This is a genomic window from Sphingobium boeckii, assembly GCF_014199215.1.
Lineage (GTDB): Bacteria > Pseudomonadota > Alphaproteobacteria > Sphingomonadales > Sphingomonadaceae > Sphingobium_A > Sphingobium_A boeckii.
On sequence record NZ_JACIJC010000003.1, the window covers coordinates 193,579 to 215,393 of the forward strand.

The 21,815-nt window shown below is 62.4% G+C and carries 21 protein-coding genes; 12 read left to right on the forward strand and 9 right to left on the reverse strand.

The genetic code is table 11. The features are described from left to right. Positions 1–4 precede the first annotated feature (4 nt). The 4 genes from FHS49_RS09450 to FHS49_RS09465 form a co-directional block, all read right to left on the reverse strand. The gene (locus FHS49_RS09450) at positions 5–514 is read right to left on the reverse strand and encodes an acetyl-CoA carboxylase biotin carboxyl carrier protein (RefSeq protein ID WP_343052950.1); all 510 of its coding nucleotides are present in this window, start codon (positions 512–514) and stop codon (positions 5–7) included. Next, entirely contained in the window at positions 511–2,058 is a 1,548-nt protein-coding gene (locus tag FHS49_RS09455; protein ID WP_184017777.1) for a hypothetical protein, read from the reverse strand. The genes FHS49_RS09450 and FHS49_RS09455 overlap by 4 nt, the downstream gene beginning before the upstream one ends. A 154-nt stretch (positions 2,059–2,212) precedes the next feature. Beyond that, a complete protein-coding gene (locus FHS49_RS09460; RefSeq protein WP_184017779.1) occupies positions 2,213–3,718 on the reverse strand; it encodes an acyl-CoA synthetase in 1,506 nt (501 codons plus the stop codon). Between the two features lie 13 nt (positions 3,719–3,731). Next, positions 3,732–4,979 carry a cytochrome P450 gene (locus FHS49_RS09465; protein ID WP_184017781.1) on the reverse strand — a complete coding sequence of 416 codons (1,248 nt, stop codon included), beginning with the start codon at positions 4,977–4,979 and terminating at the stop codon, positions 3,732–3,734. A gap of 141 nt (positions 4,980–5,120) precedes the next feature. Between FHS49_RS09465 and FHS49_RS09470 the strand changes: the two genes are divergently transcribed. Continuing rightward, positions 5,121–6,155 carry a LysR family transcriptional regulator gene (locus tag FHS49_RS09470; protein ID WP_184017783.1) on the forward strand — a complete coding sequence of 345 codons (1,035 nt, stop codon included), beginning with the start codon at positions 5,121–5,123 and terminating at the stop codon, positions 6,153–6,155. 57 nt (positions 6,156–6,212) lie between these two features. Here the strand turns inward: FHS49_RS09470 and FHS49_RS09475 are convergent, their stop codons facing one another. Continuing rightward, a complete protein-coding gene (locus FHS49_RS09475) occupies positions 6,213–6,587 on the reverse strand; it encodes a nuclear transport factor 2 family protein (RefSeq protein ID WP_184017785.1) in 375 nt (124 codons plus the stop codon). A 190-nt stretch (positions 6,588–6,777) separates the two neighbouring features. Between FHS49_RS09475 and FHS49_RS09480 the strand changes: the two genes are divergently transcribed. Genes FHS49_RS09480 through FHS49_RS09510 form a run of 7 tightly spaced genes read left to right on the forward strand, consistent with a single transcriptional unit; the run spans position 6,778 to position 12,677 of the window. Beyond that, positions 6,778–7,872, forward strand: a complete 1,095-nt coding sequence (locus FHS49_RS09480; protein ID WP_184017787.1) for a phosphotransferase — start codon at positions 6,778–6,780, stop codon at positions 7,870–7,872. A gap of 4 nt (positions 7,873–7,876) precedes the next feature. Further along, the gene (locus FHS49_RS09485; RefSeq protein WP_184017789.1) at positions 7,877–9,295 is read left to right on the forward strand and encodes an aldehyde dehydrogenase family protein; all 1,419 of its coding nucleotides are present in this window, start codon (positions 7,877–7,879) and stop codon (positions 9,293–9,295) included. Between the two features lie 2 nt (positions 9,296–9,297). After that, positions 9,298–9,657: a nuclear transport factor 2 family protein gene (locus FHS49_RS09490; protein WP_184017791.1), complete on the forward strand. Its 360-nt coding sequence runs from the start codon at positions 9,298–9,300 to the stop codon at positions 9,655–9,657. Next, complete coding sequence (locus tag FHS49_RS09495) at positions 9,654–10,427, forward strand: SDR family NAD(P)-dependent oxidoreductase (RefSeq protein WP_184017793.1); 774 nt, start codon at positions 9,654–9,656, stop codon at positions 10,425–10,427. The genes FHS49_RS09490 and FHS49_RS09495 overlap by 4 nt, the downstream gene beginning before the upstream one ends. Then, positions 10,424–11,266 carry a meso-2,3-butanediol dehydrogenase gene (gene budC, locus FHS49_RS09500; protein ID WP_184017795.1) on the forward strand — a complete coding sequence of 281 codons (843 nt, stop codon included), beginning with the start codon at positions 10,424–10,426 and terminating at the stop codon, positions 11,264–11,266. The genes FHS49_RS09495 and budC overlap by 4 nt, the downstream gene beginning before the upstream one ends. Beyond that, entirely contained in the window at positions 11,263–12,282 is a 1,020-nt protein-coding gene (locus FHS49_RS09505; RefSeq protein ID WP_184017797.1) for a zinc-dependent alcohol dehydrogenase family protein, read from the forward strand. The genes budC and FHS49_RS09505 overlap by 4 nt, the downstream gene beginning before the upstream one ends. Before the next feature lie 8 nt (positions 12,283–12,290). Then, positions 12,291–12,677 carry a limonene-1,2-epoxide hydrolase family protein gene (locus FHS49_RS09510; protein ID WP_184017800.1) on the forward strand — a complete coding sequence of 129 codons (387 nt, stop codon included), beginning with the start codon at positions 12,291–12,293 and terminating at the stop codon, positions 12,675–12,677. Positions 12,678–12,702: 25 nt separating this feature from the next. Here the strand turns inward: FHS49_RS09510 and FHS49_RS09515 are convergent, their stop codons facing one another. Further along, a complete protein-coding gene (locus FHS49_RS09515; RefSeq protein WP_184017802.1) occupies positions 12,703–13,593 on the reverse strand; it encodes a LysR family transcriptional regulator in 891 nt (296 codons plus the stop codon). Between the two features lie 92 nt (positions 13,594–13,685). Here FHS49_RS09515 and FHS49_RS09520 point away from each other — a divergent pair, with 92 nt between their 5' ends. Next, on the forward strand, positions 13,686–14,186 hold the full coding sequence (locus tag FHS49_RS09520; RefSeq protein ID WP_184017805.1) for a lactoylglutathione lyase family protein: 501 nt from the start codon (positions 13,686–13,688) through the stop codon (positions 14,184–14,186). 51 nt (positions 14,187–14,237) lie between these two features. After that, a complete protein-coding gene (locus FHS49_RS09525) occupies positions 14,238–15,356 on the forward strand; it encodes an NADH:flavin oxidoreductase/NADH oxidase (protein WP_184017807.1) in 1,119 nt (372 codons plus the stop codon). Between the two features lie 32 nt (positions 15,357–15,388). On the opposite strand, the gene FHS49_RS09530 is transcribed toward FHS49_RS09525, so the two are convergent. Together FHS49_RS09530 and FHS49_RS09535 are read right to left on the reverse strand one after the other, a co-directional pair. Further along, complete coding sequence (locus FHS49_RS09530) at positions 15,389–16,498, reverse strand: DUF1838 family protein (RefSeq protein ID WP_184017809.1); 1,110 nt, start codon at positions 16,496–16,498, stop codon at positions 15,389–15,391. Positions 16,499–16,819: 321 nt separating this feature from the next. After that, positions 16,820–17,683, reverse strand: coding sequence for an SDR family NAD(P)-dependent oxidoreductase (locus FHS49_RS09535; RefSeq protein ID WP_184017811.1), 864 nt, complete (start codon positions 17,681–17,683; stop codon positions 16,820–16,822). Between the two features lie 164 nt (positions 17,684–17,847). Between FHS49_RS09535 and FHS49_RS09540 the strand changes: the two genes are divergently transcribed. Next, the gene (locus FHS49_RS09540) at positions 17,848–18,873 is read left to right on the forward strand and encodes an NAD(P)H-dependent amine dehydrogenase family protein (protein WP_184017813.1); all 1,026 of its coding nucleotides are present in this window, start codon (positions 17,848–17,850) and stop codon (positions 18,871–18,873) included. Positions 18,874–18,921: 48 nt separating this feature from the next. Here the strand turns inward: FHS49_RS09540 and FHS49_RS09545 are convergent, their stop codons facing one another. Further along, positions 18,922–19,557 (reverse strand): TetR/AcrR family transcriptional regulator, encoded by a 636-nt coding sequence (locus tag FHS49_RS09545; RefSeq protein WP_184017815.1) that lies wholly within the window; start codon positions 19,555–19,557, stop codon positions 18,922–18,924. Positions 19,558–19,636: 79 nt separating this feature from the next. Here FHS49_RS09545 and FHS49_RS09550 point away from each other — a divergent pair, with 79 nt between their 5' ends. Beyond that, positions 19,637–21,790: a PQQ-dependent dehydrogenase, methanol/ethanol family gene (locus tag FHS49_RS09550; protein WP_246350544.1), complete on the forward strand. Its 2,154-nt coding sequence runs from the start codon at positions 19,637–19,639 to the stop codon at positions 21,788–21,790. The last annotated feature ends 25 nt before the right edge of the window (positions 21,791–21,815 follow it).

Consider the following 21,815-nt stretch of genomic DNA (forward strand, 5'->3'; position numbering starts at 1 on the left):
CGGATCAGGCCGGCACGATGATGAAGAGCGGCTGATCCGCCTCGACCATCTGGCCGTCGGTGGCCAGGATGGCGTGGACAATGCCTGCCACATCGGCGCGCACCGCGGTGAACAATTTCATCACCTCGACCAGGCACAATTCGGACTCGGCGGTTACGACGGAACCCACATCGACATAGACCGGCGATCCGGGTTTGGGCGAGCGATAGAAGGTGCCCAGATACGGCGCGCTGACGATGATCGCGCCTGCCGGCGCCTCGCTGACTGTGGAATTTGCCGCCGCTTCGACGGGGGGATGCGAAGCGGCGGCGGCCGGCCTTTGTGGCTCGGCCTTGGGAGAGGAAGTCGCAGGGGTCGCGATCACCTGGGCATCGAGGCCCGGCGCGGCTGGATCGGCAGACAGGTAAATCTCGAAATCGGCCGCACGCACATGCAGTTCGTGCATCCCCGATCGCTGGAAATCCGCGATCAGCGCCTCGATATCATCTGGTTTCTTGCCTTTGGAATTGCTCACGATTTGCCCTCCCGAAGCGCCTCGATGGCGGCGCGCGTCAGGCCCACGCCCCTGCCCTTCAGCAGGGCCGATTGCTCCTGTTCCATCCGGTACAGCGCGTTTGCCGCCTCGCTCGCCGGATCGTTGCGGATGCTTGAATCGCAGAGGAAGCGATAGGGTGCCTGCATCTGCGCCGGCCGGAACGCCGCAGCACGCGCATTATAATCCGCCAGCGTCAGCGGCCCCGCGCTGGTGACATAGCGATCCTGCTTTGCGGGAAAATGGGACACGCCGGGTGTGATCGGTGCCAGGCTCTCGCGATCCTCCCCGTTCAGCACCGAATAGGGGATGTGCGATATATAGCGGCACGGCCGGTCATTATGCTGCATCATCGCATATTCATGCAGTTGCTGAGTCGGCAGATCGACCAGCCCGACGAGTTCCCCCAGGAAGTCACGGCCAAATTCGTCATTCAGCAGCGGCCGGAAGCGATCGGCGCGGACGTCGATCTTCATCCAGTCGTCCACATCATAGACGCCCGCGACATGCGCGAAATCCTTGATGAGAGAGAAATAGACGATCGCGCCCGCATCCATCATCTCATCGCGCGACCAGCCCGCGACGCGCTTCCACAGATCGACCGTCGCCTTGCGGAAGGCCTCGGTCAGCCGTTCGAACGTCTCGGCCAGTTCTTCGGCCGATCCCATGCCGACCGGCACATGGCCTTCGGTGAGCACATCGGAGGTATAGAGCCCGACGCCGGTCAGCTTTTCCGCGGTAAATTCAGGCTGCGATTCAAAGCTGCCCCAATCGTCCATCAGATAGAAATGGCAATCCGTCGCCTCCATGGTGACGGTGAGGTTCGAATAGGGAATGTCATCCGCCACGCCATCCAGCCAGGGATAATCGCCCTGCGCCAGATCGGTGAAATCGCGGATGATCAGCTCGCGATTTTCGCCGAGCTTGTAGGGACCGGAATTGTTGAGCGTGCAGCGGCTCTCGCACGAGACCAGGAACCCATATTGGGAGACGGTGGCGAGGAAAGTCTGCGCCGCGCGGTGCAGCCGGTCGCCATTCACGCAAGGGTGAAGATCGGCATGGAAGCGCTGGATGCGGCGTTCGGGCAGCAATTGCACGCGCTGGCCGAATTCGCGGGCGTTCAGATGCCCGTCTTCGCGCTGCTGCGCCAGCTTGAAGCGACGCCAGAAATCCATGACATAGGCCACGTCTTCGGCGGCGTCTTCCGGGTGCAGCGCACCCATATTGAGCAATATCTCGCGGCCCAGCAGGAAGAAGGTTGGCAGACCCCAGCCCGGCAGATTGCCGAACTTGCCGCCCATCGCCCGCGCCCGGTCACCAATTTCCTCCGCGCTCATCTTCGCTTCGATTTTGCGCAGCAATGCGGGGTAGCGATAGAAGCAGCAGAGATAGGAGAGCAGCATATAGGACGGGACAGGAAACAGCTTCGATTCCTGCACCGTGCGCGTCACGCAGAGCCAATAGGTGTCATCGCCAATCGTCTGGATCGCATTATTGGCTTCAAGGAGGCGGGCATAATCCAGCATCGGCTATCGCACCCGTCCGAGACCGGTTTCCATGACCATCCACGCTCTCCCTCACATTATGTTATGATTCGCTTTCGGAGCAGTATAGTCGATCGAAATCGTCTGACAATCTTAAACCGCATTTCGGGAAAAATGACGATTTTTCGAGGACAATTCACGGCCAATACCGGTCTCTGACCAGTCTTTTTACCAGCTTTCCGGTCGGGTTACGCGGCAGTTCGCGATCGAAATCGATCTGGCGCGGCAGCTTGACCTTGCCGATCCGGGGACGGAGCCAATCCATCAGTTCCCCGGCCAGCGCCTCGCCCGCATCCGCCCAGTCCGCCGGCTGCACGACCGCAACCACCTTTTCGCCCATGTCCGGATCGGGCGCACCGATCACCGCCACATCCGCCACCTTGGGATGGATGACCAGCGCATCCTCGATTTCCTGCGGATAGATATTCACCCCGCCGGAAATGATCATGAAGCTCTTGCGATCGGTGAGGTAAAGATAGCCCTCCTCATCCAGCCAGCCGACATCGCCGATCGTGGTCCAGCCATGACGGTTGCGGCTGGCGGCGGTCTTTTCGGGGTCATTGTGATAGCTGAACGGCGCGCCATCGGCGAAGAAGATTGTGCCGGTTTCGCGCGGGGGGAGCGCATGGCCATCATCATCGCAGATCCGCGGACGCCCCCACATCGGTCGCCCGACCGAGCCGGGCCGCGCCAGCCATTCTTCCGGCCCGATGCTCGTCAGCCCGTTCGCCTCGGTGCCGCCGTAAAATTCATGGATGATCGGTCCCCACCAGTCCATCATCGCCTGTTTTACCGGCACGGGGCATGGCGCAGCGGCATGAAATACCGTCTTGAGCGATGACGTGTCATGACGCGCACGCACGTCCGGTTCGAGCTTCAGCATCCGGATGAAATGCGTGGGCACCCATTGCGCATGGGTGACGCGATAGCGTTCGATCAGCGCGAGCGCTTCCTCCGCATCGAATTTTTCCATGATGATCACGGTGCCGCCAAGCTTCTGGACGCTCATGCACCAGCGCAGCGGCGCGGCGTGATACAGCGGCGCCGGGGACAGGAACACCGTATCGCTATCCATCCCGTAGACCGTCTGGCCAAGCTCGGTCAGAGGATTGGTCTCTGCCAGAGATCCCTCCGGCAAGGGCGGGCGGATGCCCTTGGGTCGGCCTGTGGTGCCCGAAGAATAGAGCATGTCATTGCCGGGGCTTTGATCCGCGATCGGCGTTTCGGGAAACTTTGCGCGTTCAACCTCGAAATCGCGTTCGCCGCCACCCACCGTGAGGATGGCAATCCCCAGATCGCGGGCCGCCTGCGCGATATCGGGCACGATCGCGCCCGCCGTGACCAGCGCCTTGGCCCCGCTATCGTCCAGAATGAAGGCAACCTCGGCAGGCACGAGGCGGGTGGAGATGCAGGTGTAATACAGCCCCGCCCTTTGCGCCGCCCAGATGACTTCAAGGAAAAAGCGATTGTTATCCAGCATCACGGCCAAGCCATCGCCGCGTGACAGGCCCATGGACCGGAACAGATGCGCGCCCTGATTGGAGCGCGCCTCAAGCTGGGCATAATTCACCGTCTCGCCGGTAGCCCCCATGATGAAGGCAGGCTTTCCGGCGCGATTTTCGGCGTGAACGCTAGGGTGCATTGTCGGATGGCTCTCAGGTACGATAGGCGATGGGCAAGCGCTTCAGGCCGGATACGAAATTGGCCTCCACCCAGGCAGGGTCGCCATCCAGCCGGATATCGTGAACCCGGCTCAGCAATTCGGTGTAGAGCAAGCGCATCTCCAGCTTTGCCAGATACTGGCCGAGGCAGACATGCGGACCATAGCCGAAGGCGACATGGCGATTGGGAAACCGATCGATGCGGAAGGCGAAGGGATCGTCGAACACCGCCTCGTCGCGATTGGCGGACGGATAGCACATCATCAGATTATCGCCCGCCTTGATGGCCTTGCCGCCCACCTCGCAATCGGCGACGGCCGTGCGGAAGAAATGCTTCACCGGCGATGTCCAGCGGATGAATTCATCCACCGCCTTGGGCATCAGCGAAGGATCGGCCCGCAATTTCTCCATCTGATCGGGATTGCGGATCAGGCCCAGAAGGCCGCCCGAGATCGCCGAGCTGGTGGTATCATGCCCGGCCGCGGCCACGATCAGATAATACGCATTGCGCTCGGCCTCGCCGATCGGCTCGCCGTCGATCGTCGCATTGGCCAGGATCGTGGCGACATCATCGCGCGGATTGGCGCGGCGATCGGCTGTGACCCCGGCGAAATAAGCGTTGAACGCGTTGAAGGCGTCGAGCATCGAGGCCATGCCCTCCCCGCCCCCGGTTTCGGCATCGGTATTGCCGAACAATTTCTGGGACAGTTCGAGCATCAGCGGCTCATCCTCGCGCGGCACGCCCAGCACGATCATGATCGTGCGCAGCGGAAACCAGGCGGAGATATCCTTGGCGAAATCGCAATGCCCATCCATCGCCACCATCCGGTCGACGGTTTCACGGGCCAGCGCCGCAATCTCATCCTCGATGCTGCGGATGCTCTTCTGGCCGAACCAGGCGGCGGTCATCGCACGGAAAACCCGATGATCGGGATCATCCATCGCCACCAGATTGCGTGCAAAATTGCTGCTGCCCGTCGTTTCCTGCAGCATCTTCTCGTCATCGATCGTGACGAGGAATTGCCGCGGCGCATTGTGGAACGACTTCGCATCCAGTTCGACGCGGGTCACGTCGGCATGGCGCGTGACCGCCCAGAATGGCCGGTAATTCGCGGTCTCGCACCAATGCACGGGATCGCTTTGTCTCAGGGTGGCGAACACCTCATGATAGAGATGTTCATCCCCATAGGTCACGGGATCGGTGATGATGTGATCGATATTGTCAACGAGCTCTGTCGGCACGCTTTGTCTCCTCTCGCCATCATTGGTATGAGCGGCGTGGGTGAGCGTCCAATCGGCATTGGCCGTGAATCAATAGACCGTTCCGATCAATGTGATATGCTGCGGCCCTGACGGCCCCAAGGTCGCATAGGAGAGTCCCCCATGTTTCACCTCGATCTCAAGCTCCTGCGCAGCTTCGCCGCCGTGGCCAGCGAATGCTCGGTGACGCGCGCGGCTGAACGCTTGCATCTGACCCAGCCCACCGTCTCAGGGCAGATCAAGGAATTGGAACAATCGCTCGGTTTCGTGCTCTTTCACCGCACCACCCGGCAGGTGACGCTGAGCGAGCATGGCGAGCGTCTGCTCCCCATGATCCAGTCGCTGCTTCACCGCGCGGAAGAGGTGCGACGTGAGGCCGAAGCGATGCAGCATGATACCGTCACGCGGTTCCGCCTGGGTGCTGCGATGTATAGCATGGATTTCTCCGATCGGCTCGAATTGCTGGATGCGTTTTCAGTCGCGCGGCCCGATATGCGCTGGACGATCGACAACCGGCTCCAGTCCGATCAGGTCAGGGATTTGCTGAGCGAACGGCTGGACGCCGCCTTGTTGCTGGGCATCGCCGCTCCCACGCCGGCCTCCGATTTCGCGCGCGATGCGCATCCCGGCGAGATCGTCAACGAGGTGCAATATCCCGATTCGCTCAAGCGCGTGATCTTGCGCCGCCGCAAGATCGGTCTGCTGGTGCCTGAAGAATCGGCACTGGCGTCGATGGACGTCATCCCCCGGTCCGCGCTCGAAGGGTTGCGCGTGGCAATGCTCAGCAACGAGCATGGCGACGCGCTGATCAATCCGCTGGCGAGCTTCCTACTCAACAATGGTGCGGTGCCGCTTGCGCTGGCGGAGGGCAATGCGCTGGCAATCGAGCGCTATGCGCTGCGCAACGGCCTGCCGGCCATCGGCATCGGCTGGTTCCCCTGCCTGCCCGGTGCCGTGCGCCGACCAGTGGAGGGGATGGATTTCCATCTCGATTTCTCGGTCGTATTGGGCAGCGCGCCCAACAAGGCCGCCCGCCGCTTCTTCGATTTCGCGTGCCAGTGGCAGATCGCGCGCGACGCGCTGGGCGATGCGGGCATGAGTGGCGATCGGTTCAGCGTCACCCCGGTGGGCGAATGCCGCGCCGCCACGCTGCAATAAGCGCATTGGGACGCATGGCCTTCTCCCCTCCAGCCCTTGCTTGAGGGAGCCGATCGCTCAAAGCTCGAACGTGGCGAGAACGTGCGCGGAATCGCTATATTCGCGCACCTCTCCCACCCGGCCACCCGCAAAGCGGAAGAGGAAGATATAGCGATTGTTATAGCGCCGCCCGTCTTTGAGCGGACTGTCTGACGTTGCCTCGATCATCAGATGATCGCCCTGCGCGAGAACAAGGCCTGGGATCACCTGCACGCCATCGGTCATCTGCCCGTGCAGTTGCGCGAGAATGTCCAGAAATTCCGGCACTGTCAGATCGAGACCGCCATTCCACCACCAGCGCGCATCGGCCGTGAAATAATGCAGCGGGATGGAGCCGGTGCCGATCGCGGCCAGAATTGCCATCGCGTCACGCTGCCTGGATTCGTTCGTCATCACCATTCTCCGATCCCTTGGCGGATGAAAATGCTGCGCAACATCGGCAAAGACCAATCGTTTCCCCAGCCTCATTCATCGGGGCCGTCTATGGTTTCGCCGGAAAGGCCGATTGGACTTCGGCCCACCCGGACAGCATTCATGATGGACGACCTGCCGCAACGAGCAGGCGAGAGAGGAAGGAAAGGTGATGCCGATCGTCCCGCCCGCGCTGGTCCGCCCGGGCAAGATACCCCGCCCGCAAGATGTTCGGAGCGATTGGATCCAAGCCATGCTGGCTCGCGCCGGTCATGCCTATGAGGTGGCCGACGTCCGCGCCGAGCCGGTCGGCACCGGCCAGATCGGTGAGACCGCCCGCTTCACGATCGATTATGCGCCGGATGGACGCGCTGGACCACGCACGCTGATCGGCAAATTCGCATCGACCGATCCCACCTCGCTTCAGGTCGCCTCAGCCTGGTCGCTCTATGAACGCGAAGTGCGCTTCTATCATGATCTCGCCGCACGCGCGGGGATTGCCACGCCCGCCTATTTCGGTGCGGAAATGGATGAGGATGGTGCCTTCGCCTTGTTGCTGGAGGATCTCGCGCCCGCAGCCCCCGGCGATCAGTTCAAGGGACTGAGCGAGGTCAATGCCATCCGCGCGGTGCAGCAGGCCGCCCGGCTTCATGCCGCTTTCTGGGGCGAAGGCGAAGGCCCCGAACTGGCGTGGCTGGACAGTGGTCCTCTTGCCCAGCCCTTCTACAGTCCGGATGTGCTGCGCGCGACCTGGCCGGGTTTTCGCGATCGCTATGCCGATCATCTGACCGATGATCAGCGCCGTGTCTGCGATGCGCTCACCGAACATTTTGAGGCGTATAGCCGCCCCCTCGCCCGCCCCCGCTGCGTCACCCACAATGACTTCCGTCCGGATAACATGCTGTTCGATGCGGACCGGCTGGTGGTGGTCGATTGGCAATCGGCGGCGCTGGGATCGAATGCGGTGGATATAGCCTATCTCATCGGCGGCGCTTTTTCGCGCGCGGAGCGGCTGGCGATCGAACCTATTCTGATCACCGCCTATCACGATGAACTCCGCCGCCTCGGCATTTCCGATTACGCGCCCGACGAGCTCGCCGCGGATTACCGGCACTTCACCTTCGCCGGAATCAACGTGGCCGTGGGTGCCGCCATGCTCGTGCAGCGCACCGAGCGCGGGGACAGGATGTTCCTCACCATGCTTGATCGCCACGTTTCGCATGTGCTGGATCAGGGCGCGCTCTCCATTCTCACCGAAAGACATTGATCCGATGACCCAATCCTATCTGATGACGATCGACGGACAGGCGGCACCGACCAGCCAGACGATCCCCGTGCTCAATCCCGCCACCGAGCAGGTCGTGGCCCAGGCTCCGGATTGCTCGCGCGACCAATTGGAGGCGGCCGTCACCGCGGCGCGAAGGGCTTTCCCCGCGTGGAAGGCCACGCCCTATGCCGATCGTCAGGCCGCGCTCCGCGCCATCGCCGGGGTGTTGATGGACAATGCCGAGGAACTCAAGGCGATCCTCACATCGGAGCAGGGCAAGACGCACGGCGACGCGCTGGGGGAGATCCAGGCGGCGGCATGGTGGATCGGCGTGGTCGCAGAGCAGATACTGCCCGAGACTGTAAACGACGCCATGCCCGGCCAGCGCAGCGTGACCAGACATGTGCCGCTCGGCGTGGTCGGTGCGATCGTGCCGTGGAATTTCCCCGTGCTGCTTGCGATCTGGAAGATCGGCCCTGCCCTGCTCGCAGGCAATACGCTCGTGCTGAAACCCTCTCCCTTCACGCCGCTCTCCATATTGCGGCTGGGCGAATTGCTACGCCCTATCCTTCCGCCCGGTGTGCTCAACATCGTCTGCGGTGGCGATGCGCTCGGCCCGTGGATGACCGAGCATCCGGGCATCGACAAGATTTCCTTCACCGGCTCCACCGCCACCGGCCGCCGCGTGATGGCGAGTGCCGCCGCCAATCTCAAGCGCCTGACGCTGGAACTGGGCGGCAACGATGCAGCGATCGTGCTGCCCGATGCCGATGTGGATGCAATCGCCGAACCACTCTTCTGGGCGGCATTTGCGAATAGCGGACAGGTGTGCGTCGCGGCCAAGCGCATCTATGTGCATGACTCGCTTTACGATCGACTGTCTGCCGCGCTCGCCAAGATCGCCGCGGATGTGAAGCTGGGCGATGGCGCAGAGCAAGGCACCCGCCTCGGCCCCGTGCAGAACCGCGCGCAATATGAGCGCGTCAAAGGGCTGATCAAGGATTCGCAGGATGCGGGGCATCGCTTCCTTGCCGGTGGCGATGTGCCGGATGAAGCCGGCTATTTCGTGCCCATCACCATCGTGGACAATCCGCCCGAAAGCGCGCGCGTGGTGCAGGAGGAAGCCTTCGGGCCGGTCCTGCCCCTGCTGCGCTACAGCGATGTGGACGATGCCGTGGCGCGCGCCAATGCCTGCGAATATGGCCTTGGCGGATCGGTCTGGTCGTCCAACCACGATCATGCCGCGGAGATAGCGGCACGGCTCGAAACCGGCACCGTCTGGATCAATTCCGCGCAGGGACTGACCCCCTTCGCCGCCTTTGCCGGACACAAGCAATCGGGTCTCGGCGTGGAAAATGGCCTCGAAGGGCTGCTCGAATTCACTGTGCCCCAGACGATCCATCTCGTGCGAAAGGACACATGACCATGGCCAATACCGCGCTGGAAATCGTGGACCTCTATCTGCGCACGATCTGGAATGAGGGCCAGGCCGAACTGGTGCGCACCTATTGCGCCGATCCGATCGTTCGCCACGATGCCAATGGCGTCACCCGCCTCAGCCATGAAGAGCAGATCGCGAGGATATCGAGCCAATATGAAGAGTTGCGCCCGATCTTCACCGATGTCGTGTTCTCCGGTGACGACACCCATGTGACCACCGTGTGGAACGCCACCGGCAAGATTCCCGGCTGGGGTCTCTGCGGGATCGAGGTGTTCCGCGTGACCGATGGCCGGATCACTGACGTGTGGAACTCCACCTATATGGACGGAGCCTGGGGCGAATGACCGCTCAGGCGGGATTGCTCGCCGGCAAGGTGGTGATCGTCACGGGCGGCGGATCGGGCATCGGCCGCGCCGCAGCGATATTGTTTGCGCAGGAAGGCGCGCAGGTCTGCGTGCTCGACCGGGATGAGGAAGCAGCCGGATCCGCCGTCGCCCAGATCGAAGAGGCCGGCCTGAAAGCCGCCGCCTGGCCGACGGATGTATCGCAGGAATCCGATATCGAAACCGCGGTGACCGAGATCGTCGCCCGTTTCGGAACGCTGGATGGCGCTTTCAACAATGCCGGCATCCAGATGGCCAACAAGCTCGTGCCGGATCTCGAGATCAGCGACTGGAGCCGGATGATGGACATCAATCTGACCGGCGTGTTCCTCTGCATGAAGCATCAGATGCGCGCGATGAAGGGCACGGGCGGCGCGATCGTGAACATGTCATCGGGCGACGGCATCATCGGCGCACCCTTTGCGAGCGACTATGTGGCGGCCAAGCACGGGGTCGTCGGCCTCACGCGCGCCGCGGCCTGCGAAACCCGACATACGGGGGTGCGCGTGAATGCCGTCCTGCCCGGCCTCATCATCACGCCCATGGTGGAGAGCCTCTTTGGCAATCCTGCGTTCGAGGCGCAGGTCGCGCCGATGGTGGAGCGCCATTCGATCGGACGCTTCGGGCGACCCGAAGAAGTGGCGGAGGCGGCTTGCTGGCTGCTGTCCGATCGCGCATCGTTCATCAATGGCGCGCTGCTCACGGTGGACGGGGGTTATACGGCGCGATGACGGGACGATTGAACGGCAAGGTCGCGATCGTGACTGGCGGTGCATCAGGCATTGGCGAAGCGACGGTGCGCAGGCTCCATGCGGATGGGGCGGCCGTGGTGGTGGCCGATGTCCGCCCGGAGGCGATCGAGGCTTTGTCCGATGCGCTGCAGAGCGATCGGATCATCGGGCTTCGGGTGGATATGATGCAGACCGCCGAGATTGAGGCGATGATCGCGGCGACCGTCGCCCGGTGCGGCGGGCTCGACATCTTGGTGAACAATGCCGGCATCGGATCCTTCGGGCGCGTGACCGACATCGATCTGGCACATTGGCGCGAGGTGATGACGATCGATGTGGAAGCCGTGATGTGGGCCAGCCGCACCGCGATGCCCTTCCTCGCAGCGCGGCAGGGCTGCATCGTGAATGTCGCCTCGGTCGCCGGGATCGCCGGAGACTATGGCTTCGCCGCCTATAATGCCGCCAAGGCCGCGGTGATCAATCTCACCCGCGCGATGGCGCTCGATCATGCCCCGCAGGTCCGCGTCAATGTCGTCAGTCCGGGCCTCACCCGCACGCCGCTGGCGGAAGGATTGACGGGCAATGCGGAGATCATGGCCGCCTGGACGGATGGCCTGCCGATGGGACGCCCGGCCGAGCCGGCGGAGGTCGCCGCCGCTATCGCCTTCCTCGCCTCGCCCGACGCGAGCTATATCAACGGCCATAATCTGGTCGTGGATGGCGGCGGGATCGCGCATACCGGAATGCCCAATTTCACGCGCATCCTGGGCGGCGCCAGCCATCTCGATGGCATGGCGAGCGCGGTGAAACGCGATACCAGCGGGGAGATCGTTGCATGACCGGAGACATATCGCGCGTCATCCGCCTGCCTGATCAGCCCACGCTCGACACGATGGCGTTGAGCCATGTCCCGATCCCGCAGCCCGGCCCCGATGACGTGCTGATGCGCGTGCGGGCGACCTCGCTCAATTTTCACGATTATCTGGTGGTGGGCGGGTTTATTCCCGTTCCCGCGGGGCGCGTCCCCATGTCCGATGGCGCAGGTGAGATCGTGGCGCTGGGCGCGCATGTTACGGGTTTCGCGGTGGGAGACCGCGTGATGGGCGCGTTCTTTCCCGATTGGGTGGACGGCATCCCCACCGACCTCAACAATGCCCGGATATCGGGCGAGACCACGGACGGCTTTGCCGCCGAACATGTCGTCATCCCGGCGCATTCGCTCACGCCGATGCCAAAAGGCTGGAGCTTTGCCGAGGCAGCCACCCTGCCCTGCGCCGGGCTGACCGCATGGCGCGCCCTGGTCGTGGAAGGCGACCTTGCGGCGGGGGATACGGTCCTGCTGCCCGGATCGGGCGGTCTCTCGGTCTATGCGCTGCAGATCGCAAAGGCGCTTGGCCTGACCGCGATCGTGACATCCTCATCGGACGAGAAATTGAAGCGCCTTGCCGCGCTGGGCGCGGACCAAGGCATCAATTACCGGACCGATCCCGCTTGGGGCAAGGCCGTCCGTGCGCTCACCAAGGGCATCGGGGCCGATCTGGTCATCGAGATCGGCGGCCAATCCTCCTTCGCGCAATCGGTGACGGCCTGCCGCATGGGCGGGCGGATCATGGTCGTCGGCAGCACCGCCAATGGCGCGCCCGAACTGCCGCTGCGCGATGTGGTCATGCACCATATCCGGGTGAACGGCATGGCAGTGGGCAGCGTATCCCAATTGCGCAATCTGGTCTCCTTCGTCGAAACCCATGCGATCCACCCCATCATCGATCGGGCGTTCGCGATCGACCAGCTCGCCGAAGCCTTTCGCTATCAACTGACCGGCGCGCATCTCGGCAAGATCGCGGTCACGCTTTGAGCGATCCGATGAACCCGATCGCGATCATCCAGGCCTTCATCCAGGCTTGGAACCAGCGCGACCGGACCGCGATCAGGGCGGCCTTGCACGAAGATGTGGTGTGCGCCGGCATCCCCCTGCCCCCGGCTTATGGGCGAGAGGCCGCGATGGCGCTGCTCGATCCATTCCTGCTGGCGGCAGAAATCGACTGGCAGATTTCAGCAATCGCCGGATCCGGAAATATCGTGATGACCGAACGTCGCGATCGCTTCCGCTTTCCCGGCATGGGATGGACAGAGGTCCGCGCCGCCGGCATTTTCGAGCTTGATGATGATGGACGGATCATCGCCTGGCGGGATTATTTCGACATGGCCGAATTGATCGCGGCGATGCCCCGAGCCGCGCCGCCGTCGTGATCCTCGAACATCGGTCGGCAGCGCTTCAGAGTAATGCCCCGCCGTCTCCAGCGATCAAGCCGCGCAATCGGGCGACCACATGTTCGGCATGGGCGGATAGCGGCCATTCGGCACGGTGTATCAGCCAGAGCGTGTCGACGATCGGGTGCTCCCCATCAACGACTCGGATGGCGTCAGGCTGTGCAAAGGCCAGCCGCGCATAGCGGGGTATCACGGTGAAACCGAAGCCGCGCGCGACCGGTGCCAATATGAGCCCCACCTGATTCGTAAATCCGCGGATCGGCAGACTGCGCACGCCCGGATTGCGCGGAAAACGAAGGCTCAACAGGCGAATGGCCATCGCTTGCCCGTCGGGATGGTCAATGAATCCCAGCCTTTCCAGATCGCTCCAATGTTTGACTTCCTCGCCCGCAGGCACGACGAGTTCGAGCGGTTCCCGCGTGAACGGACTGGCCGTGATCCGCGGATCGTCCGGCTTGAGGGTGACGATGCCCAGTTCGAAGCGCGTTTTCAAAATCGCGTCGAGCACCTCATGGTCGGGCGCGAAGCGGTGCCGGATCACCAACCCGCGATCGGCTTCCTGCAAATCGAGCAGCAGCGGATAAAGCAGCAGGCCGAGGCTGCCGGGCGTAATGATCCCAACCTCGCCGCCCTTGGCATCCGCTCCATCCAGACGCGCTCTCAGCCGCCGATCCGCCTGATCAATTTCGGTGCCGTAATCGAGCAGCGCGCGGCCGGCCGGCGTCAGTTCGATCCCGCGCGATCGCCGGATCAGGAGCAAGCCGAGACGCTGTTCGAGCTGCCGGATATGCTGGCTTACCGCCGCCTGGGTCACACCCAGTTGATCGGCCGCGCGTGTGAAGCTGCCGAGTTCGGCCAGCACGCCGAAGGACCGGATCCATTGCGGATTAATCATAACAGAATTTTATATATCTGATAATTTTCATCGCCTTTATCTTATAGCATTCCGGGGGTAGCGTCACGCTATATTTTGGAAGGATCCCAGCCATGTCATCGCCCTATCCGCGCAGCTTTTCCCATATCGGCCTGTCGGTCACCGATCTGGACGCCGCCGTCTCCTTCTACACAGAGGTGCTCGGCTGGTATCTGATCATGCCGCCAACACTGATCGAGGAGGATGACAGCGCAATCGGCGTGATGTGTTCGGATGTCTTCGGGCCGGGCTGGGCATCGTTCCGGATCGCCCATATGTCGACTGCGGATCGGGTCGGCGTCGAGATGTTCCAGTTCCGCAACGCCGAAAAACGCGAGAATAATTTCGAATATTGGAAATCGGGCATCTTCCACTTTTGCGTGCAGGATCCTGATGTCGAGGGTCTGGCCGCCAAAATCGTGGCGGCCGGCGGCAAGCAGCGGATGCCCGTGCGCGAATATTTTCCGGGCGAAAAGCCGTATCGGATGGTCTATATGGAGGATCCTTTCGGCAACATCCTCGAAATCTACAGCCACAGCTACGAACTGACCTATTCGGCCGGAGCCTATTCCTGACGACCGACCGCGCCGACCGCTTTTCAAAATCCTGTTGAATCGAGATCCTTCATGCCAGCCTTGTTCACGCCCTTCACGTTGAAAAGTATCACCCTGCGCAATCGCATCGCGGTGCCTCCCATGTGCCAATATAGCGCCGTCGATGGTGCCATCACGGATTGGCATCTTCCCCATTATCTGGGGATGGCGCGCGGCGGTGCCGGGCTGGTGATCGTGGAGGCGACCGCCGTTTCGCCGGAAGGGCGCATCACGCCGGGCTGTACCGGCCTCTGGAACGACATGCAGGCCGAAGGCATGGCCCGCGTGGCCGCCGCCATCAAAAGCGCTGGCGCTGTCCCTGGAATTCAGATCGGCCATGCCGGTCGCAAGGCGAGCGCCAACAGGCCGTGGGAAGGCGACGACCATATGGCTGATGGCGATCCGCGCGGCTGGCCAACCCTCTCGCCCTCCGCGATCGCCTTCGGTGCCAATCTGCCACAGATCCCCGCTGAAATGACGCCGGCCGACATCGCCCGCGTGAAGGCCGATTTCGTCTCGGCAGCGATCCGCGCGCGCGATGCCGGGTTCGAGTGGCTGGAGCTGCATTTCGCGCACGGCTATCTCGCGCAAAGCTTCTTCTCGGTTCACGCCAATCACCGCACCGACGCATATGGTGGCGATGCAGAACACCGCGGTCGTTTCCTGATCGAAACGCTGCAGGCGGTGCGCGCCATCTGGCCGGAGCATCTGCCGCTGACCGCGCGGTTCGGCGTGATCGAATTCGATGGTCGCGACGAGGAAACCCTGGACGAGGCGATTGCGCTCACGCGCAAATTCCGTGAGACTGGCCTCGATCTTCTGAGCGTCAGCATGGGCTTTTCGACCATGACGGCGAATATTCCCTGGACGCCTGCGTTCATGGTGCCGATCGCGGAACGCGTCCGGCGCGAAGGCGGCATCCCGGTGGCCACCGCCTGGGGCATGGACGACCCCGCCGATGCCGAACGTGCGATCGCCGAGGATCAGCTCGATATCGTCATGGTGGGCCGGGGCCATCTCGCCGATCCGCATTATCCCTTTCGCACGGCGCGCGCGTTGGACCTGCCGAAATCCTCGTCCTTGCTGCCCGAGCAATATGCCTATTGGCTTTCGCGCTATCCCGGCCCGCAAAACGGCGAATCCATCGATTGAGTGCGGTGGCCTCGTGCCACCCACTTCATATCCTATGGGCGAACGCGCCCCTTGCCGGTGAGTGGGCGCAGGGCCGGATCTGAGGGCGTCCAGGCATAGCCCGCCGTCTCAGGCTCGATATCCTGTGAATAGACGGTCCAGGTGTCGAGGCGCGGGCTGGACGTGGGCCAGCCGTCGTGGATCGTCAGATATTCCGGTGCATGTTTCTCGAGATAGTCGAGCGCCTTTCGCGGCACCTCGTCATACCCCTTCAATCCCTTGTGGCTATGGAGCCGGCCAGACAGCACGCCATCCGCATAGGGTGTGCCCCCCATCTGCATGAACGGCCAGAATTGCGAAGACCGCGAGAAGCCGGAATACATGCGGACCGCGGGCAGAGAGCGATCTTCCAGCTCGTCGCGAGACACCCGGAAGGTGAAATGCTCGGCCGGGCTCACATAATCGCCGGTGGAGGATTTGGGCCAGCCAGCCGGCGTCACCGGGTTCTTGTGATAATGGGTATAGTCCCAGGCCAGCAGCATATCATCTGCGCCATATTGTTCGAACGGCAGGATGAAGGGGTATTTGCCGTTTTCATCGGGAAACACCGAGCCTTCGTTCATGCGCGTGGGCGTATCGGGATTGCCGGGGATCACGAATTGCGGAATCTCCGGCCCGATCCGGCCGCCGCCGCCGACATTGTAGAAATGATAGACCTCGTTCTTTTCGCCGGTAAACGGATTGTCCCAGGTTTCCAGCACGTCGCCCGTCCGCAAATCGGTAAACAGCCCCACCTCGCGGGATTTCATGCGGAGATAGCCATCCTTGTCGATCATCGCCTGCATCACGCCGATGCCGACGAAGTTGAAACAGGGCACCATCCGCTGCTGCGGGAAACGGGCAAACATGATCCCGTGAAACGCACCGACAACCGGCGCGTCATAGCCCGACCAGATCTTGCCGAACATATACAGATTGTCCCACGGATCCTGGAAATCCAGCCCGCCTTTGCGCGGCGTCACGATACCGTTGCCGCCTTTCAAGGCCGGGGCCGCCGCCCGCCCCGGATTTGCCGCCAGCGCCGCGCTTCCTGCCAGGGCGGCACTGCCGGCCATGAACGACCGGCGCCCCATCATCATGTCGTTGACCAGAAAAGACTGCATCCGATTTCCCCTGTTAGCGCCGGCAGCTTATGGAAAACCGATTCAACATCGTCCGCCTTGGCCGAACTGCTCGCCAGTCGGTCATCCGCGCGATCGCCCGCCTAGAGCGTGATGCCATTACATGGCTCCGTCATTGCGAGGAGCGCAGCGACGCGGCAATCCAAGCTGGCGAAACCGCTCTGGATGGGTTCGCTACGCTCGCAATGACCGGTCGGATCGACCTAAAGTAGCGCGCAGCCGGAGTGGCACCCCCGCGCAGACTGCCCGGAAAGGACGGGTGTGTGCGATGGGCTGCGAAGCCGTGACCGCGCCGCTAGCAGGTCAGCGGATGATCCGGGGATATTGGACCCGAGGCTCCACGCCTGCGGTGTCCCGGTAGGATGGTGGCTGCCGACCGCCCTCGTCGAGCAATCCGTAAGTCACCGCCATCTCCGCGCCGATCAGAGTCTGGCCCGAGAGCGCCGCGATATCGGGATCATTGAGCGCGGCCCAGATGATGTGGCCGGTAAATTCGGGCGTCTCGGCGCTGTCGTTCAGATAGCCATATTTCTCAACATCGGATGCGATGACCATCTTGAGCCGATCGGTGAGCAACGCACCCATCCAGACCGACAGCGTGTTCACGCCGGTCCCCCTGAAATCGACCGCCATATCCGCCGCGAGCTTGTCCACCCCGGCCTTGTGAGCGCCATAGCCCGGGCCATAGACATAATGGACGGCACCGGAACCCGATGTGAAGACGATCAGCCCCTTGCCCTGCTCCACCATCAACGGGGCCGCAAACCAGCTTGCCACATAGGAGCTGCGAATCCCGACGTTGATGATATCGGCCAGCTTGAGCGGCTTTTCCCAGAAATTGCCCGCGGCGGTGAGCTCGTCATAAATGGCGGCCGCATTGTTCACCAAAAGATCGAGCCGCCCCTGTTCACGCCGGATCTGATCAAACAGCGCTTCGACATCGTCATCCTTGGCATGATCGCAGCGGACCGCGATGCCTTTGCCGCCCGCGGCCGTCACCGCCTCCGCCGTTTCATAGATGGTGCCCGGCAGGCTGGTGTCGCCGGCTTTTTCGGAGCGACCGGTCACATAGACCGTGCAGCCATGACTGCCCAAGCCGATCGCGACCCCCCGACCAGCGCCGCGGCTGGCACCGGTGACCAATATGACGGGTGGCCTGTCCTGCATCCTGAAATCTCCCAATTCACTGCAACTCCAGCTTGGAAGCCGGATATACTAATGTTGCCCATCGGTGTGCGTCCCGATCTTCGCTAATGCAATGGCATTACCAATCGTGCTAGCGATGAACGCATAATAAAATAGAATCGGTCAGACCAATAAGGAGAGAGACCATGGCGATACGGGTTGTGCAGTGGACGAGCGGCGGGGTGGCCCGCGCCGCCGTGCGCGGGGTGCTCGCGCAGCCCGATCTAGAGCTGGTGGGATGCCATGTGTGGAGCGCGGACAAGGCGGGGCAGGATATCGGCACGCTTTGCAACCTGCCGCCCCTCGGCATCAACGCCACCAATGATATCGAGCATATCCTCCGCCTGGCCCCCGATGTCGTGCTTTATATGCCGCTTATCTGGAGCGTGGATGATATGGTCCGGCTGCTGGAGGCGGGCATCAATGTGATCTCGACCGCCAATTTCATCACAGGTCGCTCTTATGGCGAGGACGAGCAAAAGCGGCTGATCGACGCGGCCATGCGCGGCGGTGCCTCGCTTTATGGATCGGGCGTCAATCCGGGCCAGGCCAGCGCCATGGCGCTCACCGCGGCGGCGGCCTGCCGGCAGATCGAGCGGATAACGATCCATGAAGCCGCGGATTCGACTTCCTATGAATCGGCCGAAACCTGGCGCGCCCTGGGCTTTGGCGGGCCGCCCGATGCGCCGGGAATCGCCGACGCCGCTAAATCGCGGCAACTGGTTTTTCAGGATGCGGTGGAGATGATGGCGGACGCCCTGTCGGTCACGCTGGAGGAGGTCCGTTTCACCACCGAATTCGGCACCGCCACCCAGGATCTGCACCTCGGCTATATGGACATCCCCAAGGGCATGGTCTGCGGCATCAAATGCCTGTGGCAGGGCATTTTCGAGGGGCGTCCGCTCATCGAGATCGGCCTCTTGTGGCGCCTGGGCCAGTCTATGGAACCCGATTGGCCGATCACCGAAGGCTATGTGATGGAGGTGCGCGGCATCCCCAACGTCAAGCTGCGTTACGAACTTGAATATCCCGAAGACCGCAATGATTTCGACGCGCACACCGCCAATCCGCCTGTGAACGCCATCAAAGCGGTTGTCGCCGCCAAGCCGGGGCTTGTGACCATCGCCGATCTGCCGCTGGTGACCGCGCGCTCGGTGAAACGCGCGGGATAGGACGCGCTTATCATGCCCATCGCAGCAAAGGCATCGGCAGCGGCGCGCTCAAATCCGGTTGCTGTCCGACTCATCCTCGAACAGCGCCGGCAGGATCGCAGTGACCGCCTTTTCCCACTCGATCTCCAGATCGAACGGCCGATCAGCCCGGAGCCATTGCTGCGCGAGGCCGTTCATCAAGGCGACAAGCTGCCGCGCGGTGGATTGCGGATCGGGTGTCAGCCCGGTGACCAGCGAGACGAACATGTCGAATGCCATGGTCTCCCGGCTGAGAAACCAGTCATGCGCGGGATGCGAGGGATCGATCGATTCGCACTGCAGCATCACCGCGAAGCGACCAAGAGCGGGGCTTTCGGTGAATCGGGACGCCACGGTGCGAAGCAGAGCGATCACCACCGTCCGCGAGGATGGCGCATCCCCCCGCCCGATCGCACGCGCGACCAGCGGCTCCAGCAATTCGCGATCCTGCCGCTCCAGCTCGGCCAGAAACGCCAACAGCAGCGCATCCTTGGAACCAAAATAATAGAGCAGACCGGCATTCGATATGCCGCAGCGGGTGGCCAGCGCCTGCACCGTGAAGCCGTTATAGCCATGCAGGCCGATCAGCCGGATGCCTTCTTCGATGATCTGCGCGCGGCGGACGACCGGATCTTCGCGAACGCGAATGCGGCTGGACACGTTCATACACTTTCCTTAGGCATAAGCGGTGTTACTGAATGGTTGGTAGATAATCATCGCCGCATGAGATTGACAAGGGCGGACGATGACATGGCAGACCAACGCGGGGAGGCGTGACGTGATCGAGGCGATGAAAAAACTGACTAATTTTCCGGTGCTTCTTCTGGCGGCGCTACTCCTGCCGGTTGCCGCGTGCAATCTGACACCGAGCATCACTGACAGCGATACGAGCGTCGAAGACGGCGACTGGCCCAATTATGGCCGCACCGGCAGCGAGCAGCATTACAGCCCCCTGAACGAGGTGACTGCCGAGAATATCGGCCAGCTTTCGCTCGCCTGGCATTTTGATCTCGAGCCCGGATTTACGGTCTCTGCTCCTGTCGCCGCCGATGGCAAATTGTTCACGACCACAGGCAATTCATATATCCGCGGTTTCGATGCCGTGACGGGCAAGCTGCTGTGGGAGTTTGATGCCAAGACGCGCGAGTTGGCCAAAGGCCCGCTCCAGATGAACTACGGCAATAAGGGCATCGCTTATTGGAAAGGCCGGGTTTTTCTGGTGACTACCGATGGCCGTGTCATCGCGCTCGATGCCAATAATGGCAAGCCGGTATGGGAGCAGCGCGAATACAGCCTTGACGAGATGCGCAATACCAATGGCCCGCCCCGCATCTTCGGCGGCAAGCTGATCATCGGGCACGGCGGCGCCGATATCAGCCCGATCCGCGGCTATGTCACCGCTTATGACGCGATGACCGGAAAGCGCCTGTGGCGTTTCTACACGGTGCCGGGCGATCCATCCAAGCCCGCCGATACCAAGGCCGAACAGGTCAGCCGGCCGACCTGGAAGGGCGATTGGTTTGGCAAGGGCGGCGGCGGCACCGCATGGAATTCCTTCAGCTACGATCCCAAGCTCAATCTGATGTATATCGGCGTGGGCAACGGCTTTCCCTATAACCCCAAATTGCGCAGTCCGGGCGGCGGCGACAATCTGTTCCTCGCCTCGATCGTGGCGGTCAATGCCGATACGGGTGCCTATGTCTGGCATTATCAGGTCTGCCCACAGGAAGGCTGGGATTGCACCGCCACAATGGACATGACGCTGGCGGACATCACGATCGACGGCAAGCTGCGCCAGGTGCTGATGCAAGCGCCCAAGAACGGCTTTTTCTACGTGATAGACCGCAAGACCGGCGAGCTCCTGTCGGCCGAAAAATTCGCCAAGGCCACATGGGCGGATCGCATCGACATGAAGACCGGACGCCCGGTGGAAAATCCCGGCATCCGCTATCAGGATCGCCCCGGCATGTTCGAATTGTGGCCCGGCCCCCAGGGCGCGCATAGCTGGCTGCCCCAAGCCTATAGCCCGCGCACCGGCCTGGTCTATATTCCAGTGATCGAGATGGGGGCGCTGATCGGCCCTGCCCCGGCGGGCATGACCGGCATCGGCTCGGGCATGGGTGCCATGCTCGTGGCAGACGCGCCGCTGAAGGGCAGCCGTCGCAGCTTCCTCAAAGCCTGGGATCCGATCAAGCAAAAGGCCGCCTGGCAAATCGAATTGCCCGGCGTATGGCCTGGCGGCGTTCTGGCGACGGCTGGCGATCTGATCTTCCAGGGCCGGATCGATGGCCAGTTGGTGGCTTACGATGCAAAGACCGGGAAACAGGTGTGGTCGTATAAAACCGCCTCACCCATCGTGGCGCCGCCGATTTCATATCGGGTCAAGGGCAAGCAATATATCACGGTCCTGACGGGCAGCGGATCGCAGGGGGGCGGCATTCTCGCCTCCGGCAATGCGGCGTTCCGCACCGATTATGCGCTTCCGCGCCAGGTGTTGACCTTTGCCATCGGCGGCAAGGATCCGCTCCCGCGCTATACCATGACCGATCGCGTGCCTGTCGACGATCCCGATTTCCGGCCTGACGCGGCCAAGGCGCAGGCTGGCGGCATGGCCTTTGCGATGAACGCGTGCATCGTCTGCCATGGCATGAATGCCATCGGCGGGGGTGCCGCACCGGATCTTCGCTATTCGCCGATGATCATGGACCAAAATGCCATGAAGGCGATCGTGAAGGATGGCGCACTCAAGCTGAACGGAATGCCGGCATTTCCGCAGGTGACCGACCAGCAGCTTGAGGACATCCGCTATTATCTGCGCGCCATGGCGAAGCAGGCGGCGGCTGGCCCGGCAGGCGCTCAGGCAGGCGCGCCGTCTGCTGCAACGAGCAAAGGCATGTGACCCGCGTCGCAGGGCGGGGCCATGT